Here is a 14,746-nt window from a genome sequence, read left to right as displayed (position 1 = left end):
CACTTCCCGTGGATTGCTACATTGGGGGCACAGCTAGGAGCATTCTTTGGATAGTTTGAAAAGGATGCCCCCTGCCTGAGGCCAAGCAAGCTATTGATGAGGATGGGTGGACTAAGGGAGATATGAACCCTCGGCCCTACCCCGTATCAATGGCCGAGCCGTAGTGAGCGCACCACCCACCACGCTGGACAAATGCGTGCAAATGTAAAAAATTATGATGGCATAATGCCTTGACAACCTGCAAAATCCACACGTTTCCAACGGATTTGAAGGAGCGGTTCCGATGACATGGCCAGTTACGCTGAAACTCGACAGCGCAGCCTACCCGCTCAGCGTGGTGCAACGCGCCGCTTATTCCCTGGCCGACACTGTCGCGGTCCAGGTCGGTATTGAAACCAATCAGATAAGCCTCACGGCCCACCCCGCTGAAGCAAGGCTAACGCTTTCCCCGGAGCAGGCTCACTCGCTGATCCTCCAGCATCTGAACGACTTCGCCCTACGCGACCATATCAACCGCGAAACAGCAGGGTTGCGCGAAGTCCTGGCCCGAGCCGCGCTCGCTGGATGTGGAGTTTCGCAGTGACGCTGATAGCGACAGACGCAAAGCACTACCGCTTGCTGCCTTTTCGATTCATGCGCATGAACACGGGACATGACTGTGACATCCTACTCACCTCCGATACCGGTGAGTACATGCACGTGAACGACGCGCAATTACGAGCCCTCAGTTACTTCGACGTTCAAGCAAGTACGCCTTTTTACAAGGACCTGCTGGCCCGCCACTTCATCTACGAACCAGGCCGCCACGACCCGTTCCCGGAAATGGCCGCGCAGTATCGCAGCCGCAAGGACTTCCTCTTCCAGGGCCCAGCACTGCACTTGTTCGTAGTGACATTGCGCTGCAACCACACCTGCCAGTACTGCCAGGTGTCGCGTGCCCCTCTGGGAGGATCCGGCCACGACCTGTCGGAAGCGGATGCACAGGCGGCGGTCGATCGCCTGTTCGAATCGAACGCTCCCGCCCTGACTGTGGAGTTTCAGGGTGGCGAGCCGCTTCTGGCCTTCGAGCGCGTCCGCCAGATTGTCGAATGGATCGTTGAACGAAACGTGGTCGAACAACGGGATATCCAGTTCGTCATCACCACCACGCTGCACCACCTGACGGAGGAAATACTCGACTTCGCAGAACAAAATCGCATCCAGTTTTCGACCTCGCTCGATGGGCCGGCGCCCTTGCACAATGCCAACCGCCCTACCCCGTCACGAGACTCCTACGAACGCACTGTAAAAGGCATCCAGTGGGTCCGTGAACGCCTTGGCCATGATGCAGTTTCCGCGCTGACCACGCTGACTTCAAGAAGCCTCGAACAACCTGAAGCGATCATCGATGAGTATGTAAGCCAGGAATTTTCCAGCATCTCGCTTCGGCCTCTGAGCCCTTATGGGTTTGCCACCAAGATTGCTCATCGACTTGATTACCCTATTGAGCGATACCTGGCCTTCTACAAGAAGGCACTGACCTATTTGCTGCATATCAACCAACAGGACGTATTCCTCTCAGAGAGTTATACGAGCCTGTTGCTGAAGAATATCCTGACACCCTTCTCCTCCGGCTATGTAGACCTGCGCTCCCCCGCTGGCGCAGGCACTGCGGCGCTGGTCTACAACTATGACGGTTACGTCTATCCCTCGGACGAAGCCCGAATGTTGCTGGAGATGGGTGAAGACGGCTTGAGGCTCGGCACCGTGCAGCAACCCTTGTCTGAATTGCTCGCATCGCCCGTTATGAATGCGTTGCTCGCCAGTGGTGTAGCAGAGGCGCTGCCGGGCTGCTCCGATTGCGCACTTGTCCCGTACTGCGGTGCTGACCCCATCGAACACTACGCCCGCCAAGCTGACCCGATCGGACACCGAGTGTTCAGCAGCTTCTGCAAGAAGAACATGGGGCTGCTGAAGCATCTTTTCGGCCTGCTTTGCGATGGCGACGACAACGTACAGAGAGTGCTGCTGTCTTGGTTGAACAGGCGCTCTTACAACGATATTCGATTTCCGGGTTACAGGGGCTGATGGCGATGCTGCGCAAAGATACCCGCTTCGAAATCCATCACCTGAATGAGCCGAAACTGCTCAAAGTCATCACTCTGGATGAATTCATCGAACAAGGCCTGGCTGTTTGTGCCGGAAGCGCTGAATTCGGTGACCTGCTGCTTTGGCTGCCAAACGAAGAACGGCTACGGAGCCCGCATCTGCTCTCATTACCAGTGGGTGGATTCCTGATCCCGGAGCCATTGATCGGCGACTTCGACTGCGCGCGGCCATACCTGCACACCCCCAAAGATGCGGATGTCGTGCAGCCCGGCGATGTCATTGCCATCACACCAGGCAACGCGTTGGTGCGAGTGCTCTATCGACGAGGCTCAGACAGCAACCTGCTGTTCATGACCGATCGTTGCAACAGCCTCTGCCTGATGTGCTCGCAGCCGCCCAAAGATATCGATGACCGCTGGCACATCGAGGAGAACCTACGGCTGATCGGCCTGATGGACCCGGGCGAAGAAAATCTGGGAATCAGCGGTGGAGAACCAACGCTTTATCGCGACGGCCTGCTGGAAATCCTGGCCAAGTGCAAAGCCGTTTTGCCACAGAAATCCATTCATGTACTCAGCAACGGGCGTCTGTTCCAAGACCCGAGCTGGATCGCAGCGCTCTCTGCAATCGGCCACCCTCAGTTGAGCTGGGGCATCCCCCTGTATGCCGACAATGCCGAAGACCATGACCATGTGGTGCAGGCTCCAGGCGCGTTCAGCGAAACCCTGCAAGGTCTTTACAACCTGGCGCGCGCCAACCAGATCATCGAGATACGCGTGGTACTCAATCGCCTGACCACGCCACGCTTGCCCGAGCTCGCCCACTACGTGTTCAGGAACCTGCCCTTCGTGCGGCATGTTGCGCTGATGGGTATCGAAAGCACCGGCCTAGCCAGGAAAAACTACGAAGAACTGTGGATTGACCCGCTGGACTATCAGGAGTCGTTGAGCCAGGCCGTGTATTTCCTGTTCAACCGCGGAGTGCCGGTTTCGATCTACAACTTGCCCCTGTGCCTGATCCCGGCCCACCTCTCGCGTTTCACCCGCCAGAGCATCTCGGACTGGAAGAATCTGTTCATCGATAACTGCCAACAATGCGCTGCCGTTAAACATTGCTCTGGCTTCTTCAAATCCCACACCGACCGCTGGCAGAGCCGCGGCGTGCAACTACTATCGACCGAGGCCTTTAGTGCCTATGCAAGGAGTGCACAGTGAAATTGCTCGACCGCTGGAAAGTCCTGATCAGTGGAATCAGCTTGCTGCCAATGGCAGGTACCACCCTGGCACAGGCGGGCCATCTGTCGCTCGCCGATGCGAACTGGCAACCCAACGACAAGCTACAGCCCCCGGTATTTGCCGATACGCTCAATGCGCCAAACACCGTCAACATCTATGCGGCGCATCGCTCGCACAGTTCTCATCGGTCCCACAGCTCGCACAGTTCTCACTACAGCGGCTCGGGTGGCTATAGCGCACCTCGCTACTACAGCCCACCCGCTACTAGTACCCGAAGCTACAGCGCGCCGAGTGCTTCGAGCAGTCCTCCAAGCAGCAACAGCCTTTATCAGTCGTCTGGCACTACCAGCGGGACAAGTTCGAGCACTTCTAAGAGCCGCGCGACCAATGAGCAGAAAAGCAACATGGTCACCCGTGTGCAGACCGCGCTGATGGTGCGCCAGTATTACCAAGGCGCCATTGATGGGGTGATGGGCAAAGCAACACGTGGTGCGTTGATGGCCTTTCAGATGGACAGTGGGCTGACCGTGAATGGCCGGATGGATACGGCATCGCTGAATGCGTTGGGGATCAAGATTCCATAAGTTGTTGGCGCTGATGCGATTTTTGACGCCGGCTACCGAAACTCATTGACCCACCCGAGTACTCAAGAAATGATTACCTTGCGGGTGATTTCGGAGGCAGCGTGTGGGTCAGTCAAAATCAGCAACCTAGGTCAAAATCGCATCAGCGCCGACAATCATGGGCTTATCTTGCACCGCAATTAGGTCATTGGCTGGAGATGCAGCAAGTCGTCACCAGCCACCGTCGCTGCCACCGACCGACACGGATCTGACTACTCTTAGATAAGCCGATGCTCGCGCAGAAACCTCACCTCCCCGCTGAAATTTAGGAATGTGCATGACTGCTGCCATCAGTGATTCAACAGCCCAAATCGCGTTTTCAATGTTTGAAAACAAAGGCGTCTACGCAGTGCTTCTTGGCTCGGGGGTATCACGCTCGGCGGGAATACCGACCGGCTGGGAAATCACCATGGAGCTGGTGAAACGATGGGGCATAGCGTCTGGTGCCGGCGAACAGGAAGATTGGCTCGCATGGTACGTAGGTCAAACAGGAGAGCAGCCCAATTACTCCACGTTGCTCGAACGCCTGGCGACAACCCAGACTGAGCGGCGAGCGATCATTCAAGGCTTTCTGGAACCTAGCGAAGGCGAGTTAGAGGATGGCCTTAAACTGCCTACCCCCGCACATCGAGCGATCGCTGCGATGGTCAAAGCGGGTTATGTGCGCGTGATCATCACGACGAACTTCGACCGACTCATGGAAAATGCGCTGCGCGATGTCGGCGTTGAGCCAACTGTCGTCAGCTCAGAAGACACCCTCGCAGGAGCGGAGCCACTCACTCATGCGTCCTGCTACATCCTGAAGATCCATGGTGATTACAAGGATGCCAGGATCCTCAATACCGATGGGGAGCTGGGCAAGTACCCGCCAGCGTTCAATACGTTGCTTGACCGCATCATCGATGAGTTTGGGCTGATCGTCGCGGGCTGGTCAGGTGAGTGGGATCATGCGCTGAGGGCGGCGTTTTTGAGGGCGCCCTCCCGTCGCTACCCGACCTACTGGCTTTCGCGAGGAAAATTGAGCGAGCGTGGCCAAGAGCTCATCACTCAGCGGCGCGCCAACGTCGTGACGGGCCTGGATGCCGACACCTTCTTCGATGGGCTGAACCTCAAACTGGAAACCATCCAGCAATCCCGCCTGCAGAACCCTGCCGGCATCGAGCTGACTCTCGCTATGGCCAAACGCTTTATGGCCAGACCCGAACACAGGATTCAGCTCGATGATTTAGTGACCAGCCAGGCTCATCAAGCGATCAGCCATCTGGCTCCTCTCTTCGCAGAACGACCTCAGGGCAGCACGTCCAAGGATTTTACCGACCTGGTTGAGATCTACGAAGCGGCCATCGAGCCACTAGCACGCCTTTGTGCAGTGCTAGGGCGATGGGGTGCAGGTGTTGAGCATACGATCGTTTTGGATGCGATCAAGGGCCTGCACGCTGCGTCTCAGGTCGAGCAGTCAGGGTGGGTAGCTGGACTTGCATTGAAGAGTTACCCGATAGCACTTGTTACCTATGCGTATGGCATGGGACTTGTGCGGGCCAATCGCCTGAGCGAGCTAAACGAGCTGTTTAACACGACACTTATCAACCGGCGCGAAATGCCTTTCCCTGTGGGACTTGATCTATCACCGTTCTACGTTGAGGGAGCCAATGGCCTGTTTGAATTATGGAAGAGCTTCGAAGACCAAAGTAGAGCTCTTACCCCCTTGTGCAACCGACTCCATGACCGTCTTACGCCTCGGTGGGCGCCTGACTTCGCAGGTCTGCAGGATCACGGGCTGCTTTACGAACGGTTTGAGTTTTTCAGTTTCCTGTTCTTCTGCGAGCAACGCGGAGTCAGTGAAGAATCACTCGCGGATGCGGTGAAAAACCACGGTTTCAAGAAAATCGCATTGGGCCGGCTTTCCTGGCATTCAGAGACCATCAACCGCTTCGCTCACGAATATGCGACCGAAGAGTACAGGGCCCCGCTGCTGGCAGCAGGGTTCGCACTTGGGTCGCAAAGCTACCTGGAGCAAATGCTTGAAGGACTGAAGCGGCTGTCCAGGTACTGACGCCTCACGCATTCCAATTAATGCAAATACGATTCAAATGGGGTACATGCGTTTGCTGGTGAAAACCCAGGACAAGTTTGGATTCTGGCAGCGGGCATCGAGGGAGGTGATTTACGCGTTCTTCATCGGGTCACTGCCACTCCTGGCCACCACCTCACCAGAAGAGGTGAGCGTTTTGGTGACCGCGCTACTGACCGCACCCGAGCTCATGGCTTACTACGTGTACCTGCTCATAGCATTCGCTATCGTCAGCATCTTCACGCTTAGGGTGACGTTTCGATCCTTTCACCTCATTGGAAGGTCGCGGGAAGTGCACACGTTCTTTATCAACGTAGGAGGTAGCTTGCTGACTGCCTGTAAGGCTGCGTTGGGGGCGATGATTGGTGATCTGCTTGTATGGTGATACCGAGCAGTTGATGACGTGAGTGCAGGAGGAGTACATGCAGTGATCAACTACGCCTCCTTGACCCTGATGTTCTGCATTGGCCTTGCGTGGACAGATGAGACCCTCAGAGACCCGCATACCGTTAGTAGCTACAAATGATGGTGGCTGCCAGCAACTCCAGCACAAATGCCTGGCGCGCGGTCATCACGTGGGTTAACCCAACGGCAGACTGAGAAGCTCTGATGACCAAAAACCTCTGTCCCTGCAAGCCCGAGTTTTCGGCCAATGGCTACTGTTTGGCCTGCGACGGTACCAAAATCAAGAATGCTAACAGAGAGAAAACGCTGAATAGCAATCTGCTCCGGCGCATTCCTAGCTGGGAGGAATACCTGAGCTTTGATGGCGCCCATTGCCACCAGCTATGGGCGAAGCTTGATGATCATTGGCGATGCCCGTGCTGCGAACGGATACGATACCAATTGCTACGTTGGACGATGCTTTACCCGAACAAACCGCATAGGCGAGAAGGCTGGGCTGTAGGTCTCCATACTCACCATGACCATGGAACCGACCTTTACGTACGAAATCCGCGTCCTGGAGAACATCATCGGATCACCACATTTGCTCCCGCCATCATCTGCGAGCAATGCAACAGTGCTGACGGCGCGGTTAAGAGACGCCTAGGCCTTCCACCTTCCTTTACATTTGCGCCACTTGAGATCCGTCAGTTCGTGTGGCCAACGCCTCACGGCAAGCACATCATTCATTACGAGCGAGCCCAAATGATCTACCACCATGTTACGACTCGAGCACCGTTGTTTTTTGGCTGACCGGTTCAACTGAAGGGCATCCAAACAGCAGTCAAGCCAGCCCACGTCTGTACTTCGCAGCCAAGCTGCCCGTAAGATCGACATCGCACCTATCCGAGTAGGAGTGACCCTTTTGCCGAACGTGTTCTTTTCTTATTGCCATGCTGACGAGGCGCTGCGCGACCAGTTGGAAAAGCAGCTTTCGATGCTCAAGCGCCAAGGCGTCATTGAGACTTGGCACGACCGCAGAATCGGAGCAGGCCAAGAGATCGATGCTGCCATTGATGATCACATCAACAGCGACGAAATTATCCTGTTGCTGGTAAGCCCGGATTTCATCGCTTCCGACTATTGCTACAACATCGAGATGGCTCGCGCGATGGAGCGCCATGCCGCTAAAGAAGCGACTGTCATTCCTGTGATTCTTCGCCCATGCGATTGGCATCATGCCCCCTTCGGCAAGCTGCTTGGTACGCCCCAAGATGGTAAGCCAGTGACCCTTTGGCCTGATCGGGACGAAGCATTCTTGCAGGTTGCGAAGGAGGTTCGGAAGGCCGCCGAGCGACGCAGCCGTGGCCAACAGAACACTGCTCCGCGAGCCGAACGCAACGATTTCAATGGAGGTTCAGCGCCCTCCCTTATCGCCCCGGATGGCCCTAGGTCGAGTAACCTTCGAATGGCTAAGAGCTTCACCCAGCTGGACAAAGACCGCTTCTTGCTCGACAGCTTCGAGTACATCGCCCGTTATTTTGAGAACTCGTTGCTGGAGCTCCAAGCGCGCAACTCAGGGTATGAAGGGGTGTTCCGTCGAATAGACGCAAATCGCTTTTCTGCGAATATCTACAAGGACGGCCACGACGTTGCAAAAGCGGCAGTGTTCACCGGCGGCCAGATGGGCGCCGGTATCTACTACAGCCATGGAGACTCGTTTGGCGGCGGCTCGTACAACGAGGCGCTCACCGTAAATACGGACGACCAATCCATGTACCTGAAGACCTTCGGCATGGCGTTCCAGACTCGGCAAGACCAGAAGCTTTCCCAAGAAGGCGGCGCCGAGACGCTTTGGGGCCTTCTCATCGCACCGCTACAACGCAATCGGTAAATCATTGTTGGGTGCGAATTAGAAAGAACCCAGAGGGGGCACTTGGCCTTGACGCTGCCCCCTACGACAAAGAAGTAAGACTCACATAGAAGGTTCAGACCATGGAAGTAGTCCTGCTCGCCCACATCACATTTAACCGAATAGGCTCGGCCAGTGGCGGAGGCTTTCAAAGCCAACGCCAGGTCAAGTTTTCCGCAGAGCTACCAGACACCGACCAATCGGCCTTAAGGGAATTGGTGATCGAGATCGCCGAGGCAAATGGTGAAGCGGCGGGAGCCTTGAGAGAATTGAGGTACGAGCGAAGCGACGGAGGGGAATTGGTACTCAACATCCAAGGCCCGAGCACCTCATACGGCACCACTTATGCCCAATGTCGCATCATCCATGCGCTGAAAGCCAAAGGGCAGTACTTCAAGCTTCAGGCGGTAGAATACAGAGACGTCACACCATATGTCTCATCTCGGTGGGCTAAGTAGTTCGCATATCGACTCATCGAACCACCAGGGATTTGCCGGATTCGGGTTGGTCATCCAGTATACGGAGGCGCACTGAATACCTGTCACGTCCACCCCGCCCCGCTTCAGAAATCGCCGTTCGCGATCGCTTGAACACCCGATGCGAATGGGGGCAAAAATGGGGGCATAATTTTATTTTTTCTAGCTGAAAGCATCGTCCTAGAGCTAAGTCAAAATGTTTTTTGGCGATCCTGACAGTCTTTAGGGATCGTCTGGCAGGCTGTTTAGCTGAGCATTTCTGGCTTTCCACAACCATGGAGCTCCATCCACTTCCCGTGGATTGCTACATTGGGGGCACATCTGAGGGCATGCTTTGGATGGTTTGAAAAGGATGCCCCCAGCCCGAGGTTCGGCAGTCCCATTCTCGAAAAAGTCACTCTGGTGGTGGGATTGTTGGGCCATACCCGGCTGAGGATTTTGCCGTGCCAGCGTCTCACTCAGTGAGACTCTCCCAAGTGTAGAACCTTATAACAATGCAGCGCGCAAGGCGGCGGCAACTGCGTCATAGAAACTCTCCACTGCCGCAACCCCACTCGCACGCAGGCTAGCGTGCACTAGCCCTTCACCGACGTACAGTTCGGCAGGCACCTGGGCCTGCCTTAACATCGCCACGTAGGCCCGGCCTTGATCACAGAGCGGATCCCACTGCGCCACGCCAACAAATGCCGGAGCCAGTCCAGTGGCGGCCTCCTGCTCCAGTGCCAAGGCCTGGGGGTCGCGCTGACTAGACTCGTCTGGCACATATCCGGCAAGCGACGCCATCAGCCCTTGCGTGGTGAGCATCGGGGCGCAGGCATGTTCGTGCATGGAGGCGAACTGCTGATGTGCACTGAGTACCGGGTACACCAATGCCTGCAGGTACGGCTGGGCTAAGCCTCGCTCACGCAGCGCAACACATAACCCTGCCGCCAAGGTCCCACCGGCGCTGTCTCCTGCCACTGCCAGGCGCTCAGAAGAAAGTCCGGCCAACCGTCCTTCGCGCAAGTGCAACCACACCATTAACGCATCCTCCAATGGCGCGGGAAACGGATGCTCCGGCGCCAGTCGGTAGTCCACGGCCACCAGTGCTACCTGCAGGCGCCGGGCCAGGGCGAAGGCAAACCAGTCATGGGTGTCGTGCGCACCCATGCTCCAGCCGCCGCCGTGCAGGTACAACACCGCGGGCCAGCCGCCGTGAGGTACATCACCCGCCGGGAAATAGATTCTCACCTGCCGCCCGCCCACACACTGATCGTCAATCAGCAGGTGCGCCGGGGCAGGCGGTGTGAAATGCCGACAGGCCTCGGCAAACGCTGTGCGTCGCGCAGAAAGCGTGTCGTTGCGGGGAGTGAAACTGGCACTGGTATCAACATAGGCCTGCAAGGAGGGATCAAGCGGGTACAGGGGCATCGGGGCAATCCTTGGGAAAGACACCGGCCCAGACTACCGCGCAGCGGCGTTGCCCTCGCATGACGCCGTTCGGCTGCGCCGAGGCGAGTCCCGCGATGTGAGACAGCAAGCCCTCAGCATACGCCGCGGCGTTTTGCCACGGCCGAGGTTGCGCCTAGCATCGGCCCATCGCTCGCCTCGCCAGATGATTGTCACCGCGAGCAGAACTTACCCCGTCGTCACGGGATGCCAGGAGAACCGAATGGCTATTCACCAATACGCTGAAGCAAACGAAAACACGGCCAAGCGCGACGTAACCGTCAGCGAGCAGACACTGGAAAAACTGGCCCGTTGCTCCAGCGGTTCGTTGACCACCCAACTGTTCAAGCGCGGCTATCGTCAGCCGGCATTTGTCGGCCTCAAGGCCATGAGCCGCACCGCAAAGCCGTTCGCTGGGCGTGCTTTCACCATGCGTTTTATCCCGGCCCGTGAGGACATCGACACCTACGGCACCATGACCACCAAACCCAACGGCGACAACCTGCAATGGCAAGGTGTGGAGCAGATCCAGCCGGGCGACGTGCTGGTGATCGACAGCCGCAATGACGCCGCTGCCGCGTCCGCTGGTAACATTTTGGTGACCCGCCTGCTCGCTCGCGGTGCCCGTGGCATCGTGACCGACGGCGCATTGCGCGACGGCAGCGAGATCGCTGAACTGCCACTGCCCGCCTACGCTCGCGAGATTGTCGCCACCACGCGTATTTCCTATCACCACGTGGCTGACCTGCAAGTGCCGATTGGTTGCGCCGGTATCGCCGTGTATCCCGGCGATGTGATTGTCGGCGACGCCGATGGCCTGACCCTGGTCCCCGCGCACCTGGCTGAAGAACTGGCCGAGGTGTGCCTGGAACAGGACGACATCGAAAACTACCTGGCCATGCGCATCGCCGCCGGTGAAGCACTGTGGGGCGTGTACCCGCCAAACCCCGAGGCCGTCGCGGCCTACCAGGATTGGGTAGCCTCCGGTCGCCCACACATCCCGTCAATTATCGACACAGGCGTTTGATCATGGCCGAGCACAAACACGCCCAAACCATCCGGCGCTACTTCGACGCGTGCAATGCAGCGGACTACGACGCACTGGTCAGCTGCTTCACCCCGGACGCCGTGCATTATTTCCCCGATGGTTTGCCGGAAATCCCGTGGCGCACCGCCGACACCATCGCGCGCAAGTGGCAGTGGTGCGTGGCAAACCTGGGGTCGCAGTGGACCATCGAGAAGATCCTGGTGAGCCACGACAGCGATGAAGCGGTGATTGAGTGGACCCACTGGAAAAGCAAGCTGGGCACCGCCCTGCGTGGAGACGAGTGGTACATCTTCGACAAGGACACCGGCCTGATCAGCGAGATCCGCGCCTATTACGCCTCCCCTGCCAAGCAGGACGTGACCATCAACGAACTGGTGGCCTTTGACTACGAAGGTCGTGGCTATCACTTAAACCCCCTGGAGGCTTGAGATGAGCGAATATTCCGTAGTCGACGCCGCCGTTGCCCAAGCTCACGCTGCCGCACCGCTATGGGCGCAAGCCAGCGCAACGGTACGTGCCTCATTGCTGCGCGGCCTGGCTGAAGCCTTGGAGGCGCAAAAGGACAGTCTGATTGCCTTGGCCGACGAAGAAACCCACCTGGGTGCCGGACGCCTGGGCGGTGAAATTGCGCGCACAGCTTTCCAATTGCGCGGGTTTGCCGATGGCCTTTCCAGCGGGCCCGCCTATACCCGCGTTGTTGACGAAGCCGTGGCCGGCACACCGCCTGCCGGTCGTCCGCAACTGACTCGTGTACTGCGCCCACTGGGCCCAGTAGCAATGTTCTCAGCGAGCAACTTCCCCTTCGCGTTTTCCGTACTCGGCGGCGACACCGCATCGGCCCTGGCGGCAGGATGCCCGGTGGTGGTCAAGGCCCACTCCGGTCATCCGCGCCTGTCCCAGGTCGTGTTAGATCTGGCCCGTGAGGTGGTGCGTGCCCAAGGCTTGCCTGAAGGTTTGCTGACCTTGGTGGATAACGCCAGCCGTGGCGCCGGTGGCTATCTGGTGCAACACCCGGACATCGCCGCCGTGGCATTCACCGGTTCATTCCAAGGCGGTACCGCGTTGTGGAAACTGGCCAACGAGCGCTCACGCCCGGTGCCGTTTTTTGGCGAGCTGGGTTCCATCAACCCGCTGGTGGCCTTGCCTGCCGCGCTGGAGCAAAACAGCGCCGAACTGGCCAACACACTCGCCACCTCGATCACCATGGGGTGCGGTCAGTTCTGCACCAGCCCGGGCTTGATTGTGGTGCTTGATAGCACGACCAGCGAGCGTTTCATCGGGCAACTCTGTGAAGCACTGGCGCCGATCCAACCTCACGCCATGCTCACCCCAGGCATGCGCCAGGGTTTTGAGGCGGCCAGCGCCCATGTGGCGGGCCATGCTACCACTCTGCTAGCCCCCGGCCCGGATGCACACGGCCCTGCACCACGGGTGTACGCCACCGATGCGGTGACCTTTATTCAGAACCCGGCGCTGCGCGAAGAAATGTTCGGCCCCGGCGCACTGGTCGTGAAGGCGCGTGATCAGGCGCAGGTCCACCAGGTCTTGCAGGCCGTCGGCGGCACGTTGACTACCACGTTGTGGGGGGCCAACGAAGACACCCCAGCCAACCGCGCATTGGTACAGGTCGCTGAAGCGGTGTCGGGGCGCGTGCTATTCACCGGCGTGCCTACCGGTGTGGCGGTTTGCGCCGCTCAGCAGCATGGAGGTCCATGGCCGAGTTCCACCACACCACAGACCACCTCGGTCGGCTACGCCGCCATCGAGCGGTTCCTGCGCCCGGTGGCCCTGCAAGACGCACCGGCCTGGGCCCAGGCATAAGGAGGCCAGCGCCATGATGCGTCATCTCGTGATGTTCCGCCGCCTGCCTGAGGTGGCTTTGAACAGGGATCTGGAACAGCAACTGGTGCAGCGTATGCAGCACCTGCCGGAACAGATCGACTTCATCCGCGACTGGACCGTCGCGGCCAATGAGCTGGATCGTCCTATTTGCTGGGACTACCTGCTTGACTCAAGCTTCGACGATGCTGACGCGGTGGAGCGTTACCTGCCCCACCCGGCCCACCAGGCGCTCGTCAAGGACCTGAAGCAGTACTTCGAATGGGTTGCTGTGGACTACACCTGCTGAAACCCGCTCGACCACAACAATAGGCGCGCCCCAACGAGGGCGCGTGGAGACAGCGATGAATAACAACAAACCCTATCGTTGGGTGATCTTGACGATGCTGTTCCTGGCCATGGTCATCAACTACGTTGACCGTGCTGCACTGTCGATTGCAATGCCCTTCATCACCCAGGATTACCACCTGACACCGTCGGAGAAGGGCCTGATCTTCTCCAGTTTCTTCTTTGGTTATGCGTTGTTCTGTTTTGTCGGGGGCTACCTGGCCGACCGTTTCGGACCCAAGCGTGTGCTTACCTGGTCGATGGGGTTCTGGTCGGTACTCTGCGGTTGCACGGCCCTGGCGTTTAACTTCTGGTCGTTGCTGATCGTGCGCGCATTGTTTGGCGTGGGCGAAGGCCCGGTCAGTACCACGGCCAACAAAGCCATCAACAGTTGGTTCCCCATCAAAGAACGTGCCCGCGCCATTGGTTTTGCCCAAGCTGGCGGCCCGTTGGGTGGTGCACTGGCGGGGCCGATCGTTGGTTTCCTGGCCCTGTGGTTGGGCTGGCGCGTCGCATTCGTGGTGATTGCCAGCATCGGTATCCTGTGGGCAATCGCCTGGTTCCGCATGGCTGCTTCCACGCCCAAGGAACACCCCAAGGTAGGCCCCCAGGAACTGGCCTTGATCAACGCCGACCGTGAAGTGCCAGTGCAGGCGACGGCAGATGCGCCCCGCACACCCGTGATGCAGATCATCATGCAACGCGCGGTGCTGGTCACCGGTGTCTCACTGTTTTGCTACAACTACATCCTGTACTTTTTCATGACCTGGTTTCCCAGCTACCTGATCGACGCTAAGGGCATCGACCTCAAGTCCATGAGCATCGTCACCGCCCTGCCGTGGTTTGTCGGCACCCTCGGCTTTATCGCGGGCGGGGTGTTGATCGACTGGGTCTTCAAGCGCACAGGCCGCCGGTTGTTCTCGCGCAAGGTAGTGCTGGTAACTTGCTTGCTGATCGCTTCGTGCTGCATCGGTATCACAGGGCAACTGGAGAGCGTGACATCGACCGTGGTGGTGATGACCGCAGCGATTGGTTTCCTGATGCTTTCGGCGCCGGCCTACTGGTCGTTGATCCAGGACGCGGTGCCGGATCATCAGGTGGGCACCGCCGGTGGCTTCATGCACGGCCTGGCCAACCTGTCCGGTATCGTCGCGCCGACCCTCACCGGGATAATCATTCAGAGCACCGGCACCTTTGCCAGCGGTTTTGGCCTGGCGGGTATCCTTGGCATCTTCGGTGCCTTGATCGTGGCGTTCTTCGTGACCGCCCCCAAAGCCCCGCTGGCTGTCGCAGCAACCGTCTGATTTTTTCGCTG

At 58.2% G+C, this 14,746-nt stretch carries 14 protein-coding genes; 13 read left to right on the top strand and 1 reads right to left on the bottom strand.

What is annotated here, in order from left to right:
• Positions 1-283: 283 nt before the first annotated feature.
• The 8 genes from hxsD to DQN55_RS10750 all read left to right on the top strand — a co-directional run bounded on the left by hxsD (position 284) and on the right by DQN55_RS10750 (position 8,771).
• Positions 284-583: a His-Xaa-Ser system protein HxsD gene (gene hxsD / locus DQN55_RS10790; protein WP_048380063.1), complete on the top strand. Its 300-nt coding sequence runs from the start codon at positions 284-286 to the stop codon at positions 581-583.
• Entirely contained in the window at positions 580-2,067 is a 1,488-nt protein-coding gene (gene hxsB, locus DQN55_RS10785) for a His-Xaa-Ser system radical SAM maturase HxsB (protein WP_048380065.1), read from the top strand. The genes hxsD and hxsB overlap by 4 nt, the downstream gene beginning before the upstream one ends.
• On the top strand, positions 2,067-3,302 hold the full coding sequence (hxsC, locus tag DQN55_RS10780) for a His-Xaa-Ser system radical SAM maturase HxsC (protein WP_048380066.1): 1,236 nt from the start codon (positions 2,067-2,069) through the stop codon (positions 3,300-3,302). Before hxsB ends, hxsC begins: the two co-directional genes overlap by 1 nt.
• On the top strand, positions 3,299-3,907 hold the full coding sequence (gene hxsA, locus DQN55_RS10775; protein WP_048380068.1) for a His-Xaa-Ser repeat protein HxsA: 609 nt from the start codon (positions 3,299-3,301) through the stop codon (positions 3,905-3,907). Before hxsC ends, hxsA begins: the two co-directional genes overlap by 4 nt.
• Before the next feature lie 316 nt (positions 3,908-4,223).
• On the top strand, positions 4,224-5,999 hold the full coding sequence (locus DQN55_RS10770) for an SIR2 family protein (protein WP_048380070.1): 1,776 nt from the start codon (positions 4,224-4,226) through the stop codon (positions 5,997-5,999).
• 46 nt (positions 6,000-6,045) lie between these two features.
• Positions 6,046-6,402, top strand: a complete 357-nt coding sequence (locus DQN55_RS10765) for a hypothetical protein (RefSeq protein ID WP_126514208.1) — start codon at positions 6,046-6,048, stop codon at positions 6,400-6,402.
• 924 nt (positions 6,403-7,326) lie between these two features.
• The gene (locus tag DQN55_RS10755) at positions 7,327-8,295 is read left to right on the top strand and encodes a toll/interleukin-1 receptor domain-containing protein (protein WP_048380073.1); all 969 of its coding nucleotides are present in this window, start codon (positions 7,327-7,329) and stop codon (positions 8,293-8,295) included.
• 101 nt (positions 8,296-8,396) lie between these two features.
• On the top strand, positions 8,397-8,771 hold the full coding sequence (locus DQN55_RS10750) for a hypothetical protein (protein WP_048380074.1): 375 nt from the start codon (positions 8,397-8,399) through the stop codon (positions 8,769-8,771).
• 504 nt (positions 8,772-9,275) lie between these two features.
• Here DQN55_RS10750 and DQN55_RS10745 read toward each other — a convergent pair.
• Entirely contained in the window at positions 9,276-10,199 is a 924-nt protein-coding gene (locus DQN55_RS10745; RefSeq protein WP_048380075.1) for an alpha/beta hydrolase, read from the bottom strand.
• A gap of 241 nt (positions 10,200-10,440) precedes the next feature.
• Here DQN55_RS10745 and DQN55_RS10740 point away from each other — a divergent pair, with 241 nt between their 5' ends.
• Genes DQN55_RS10740 through DQN55_RS10720 form a run of 5 tightly spaced genes read left to right on the top strand, consistent with a single transcriptional unit; the run spans position 10,441 to position 14,735 of the window.
• Positions 10,441-11,244, top strand: a complete 804-nt coding sequence (locus DQN55_RS10740) for an RraA family protein (RefSeq protein WP_048380076.1) — start codon at positions 10,441-10,443, stop codon at positions 11,242-11,244.
• A 2-nt stretch (positions 11,245-11,246) separates the two neighbouring features.
• Positions 11,247-11,693, top strand: a complete 447-nt coding sequence (locus DQN55_RS10735; protein ID WP_048380077.1) for a nuclear transport factor 2 family protein — start codon at positions 11,247-11,249, stop codon at positions 11,691-11,693.
• Position 11,694: 1 nt separating this feature from the next.
• Positions 11,695-13,086, top strand: a complete 1,392-nt coding sequence (locus DQN55_RS10730) for an aldehyde dehydrogenase (NADP(+)) (protein ID WP_048380078.1) — start codon at positions 11,695-11,697, stop codon at positions 13,084-13,086.
• Between the two features lie 13 nt (positions 13,087-13,099).
• Entirely contained in the window at positions 13,100-13,393 is a 294-nt protein-coding gene (locus DQN55_RS10725) for a Dabb family protein (RefSeq protein ID WP_048380080.1), read from the top strand.
• A 55-nt stretch (positions 13,394-13,448) separates the two neighbouring features.
• Positions 13,449-14,735, top strand: a complete 1,287-nt coding sequence (locus DQN55_RS10720; RefSeq protein ID WP_048380081.1) for an MFS transporter — start codon at positions 13,449-13,451, stop codon at positions 14,733-14,735.
• The last annotated feature ends 11 nt before the right edge of the window (positions 14,736-14,746 follow it).

The organism is Pseudomonas taetrolens (assembly GCF_900475285.1).
GTDB lineage: Bacteria > Pseudomonadota > Gammaproteobacteria > Pseudomonadales > Pseudomonadaceae > Aquipseudomonas > Aquipseudomonas taetrolens.
The sequence above is the reverse complement of the archived record's forward strand: the minus strand, read 5'-3'. Positions and strand labels throughout refer to the sequence as shown.

Coding starts and splice junctions, on each gene's coding strand:
- hxsD (WP_048380063.1), top strand. CDS start 284: ATGACATGGCCAGTTACGCTGAAACTCGACAGCGCAGCCTACCCGCTC.
- hxsC (WP_048380066.1), top strand. CDS start 2,067: ATGGCGATGCTGCGCAAAGATACCCGCTTCGAAATCCATCACCTGAAT.
- DQN55_RS10770 (WP_048380070.1), top strand. CDS start 4,224: ATGACTGCTGCCATCAGTGATTCAACAGCCCAAATCGCGTTTTCAATG.
- DQN55_RS10765 (WP_126514208.1), top strand. CDS start 6,046: ATGCGTTTGCTGGTGAAAACCCAGGACAAGTTTGGATTCTGGCAGCGG.
- DQN55_RS10750 (WP_048380074.1), top strand. CDS start 8,397: ATGGAAGTAGTCCTGCTCGCCCACATCACATTTAACCGAATAGGCTCG.
- DQN55_RS10745 (WP_048380075.1), bottom strand. CDS start 10,199: ATGCCCCTGTACCCGCTTGATCCCTCCTTGCAGGCCTATGTTGATACC.
- DQN55_RS10740 (WP_048380076.1), top strand. CDS start 10,441: ATGGCTATTCACCAATACGCTGAAGCAAACGAAAACACGGCCAAGCGC.
- DQN55_RS10735 (WP_048380077.1), top strand. CDS start 11,247: ATGGCCGAGCACAAACACGCCCAAACCATCCGGCGCTACTTCGACGCG.
- DQN55_RS10730 (WP_048380078.1), top strand. CDS start 11,695: ATGAGCGAATATTCCGTAGTCGACGCCGCCGTTGCCCAAGCTCACGCT.
- DQN55_RS10725 (WP_048380080.1), top strand. CDS start 13,100: ATGATGCGTCATCTCGTGATGTTCCGCCGCCTGCCTGAGGTGGCTTTG.
- DQN55_RS10720 (WP_048380081.1), top strand. CDS start 13,449: ATGAATAACAACAAACCCTATCGTTGGGTGATCTTGACGATGCTGTTC.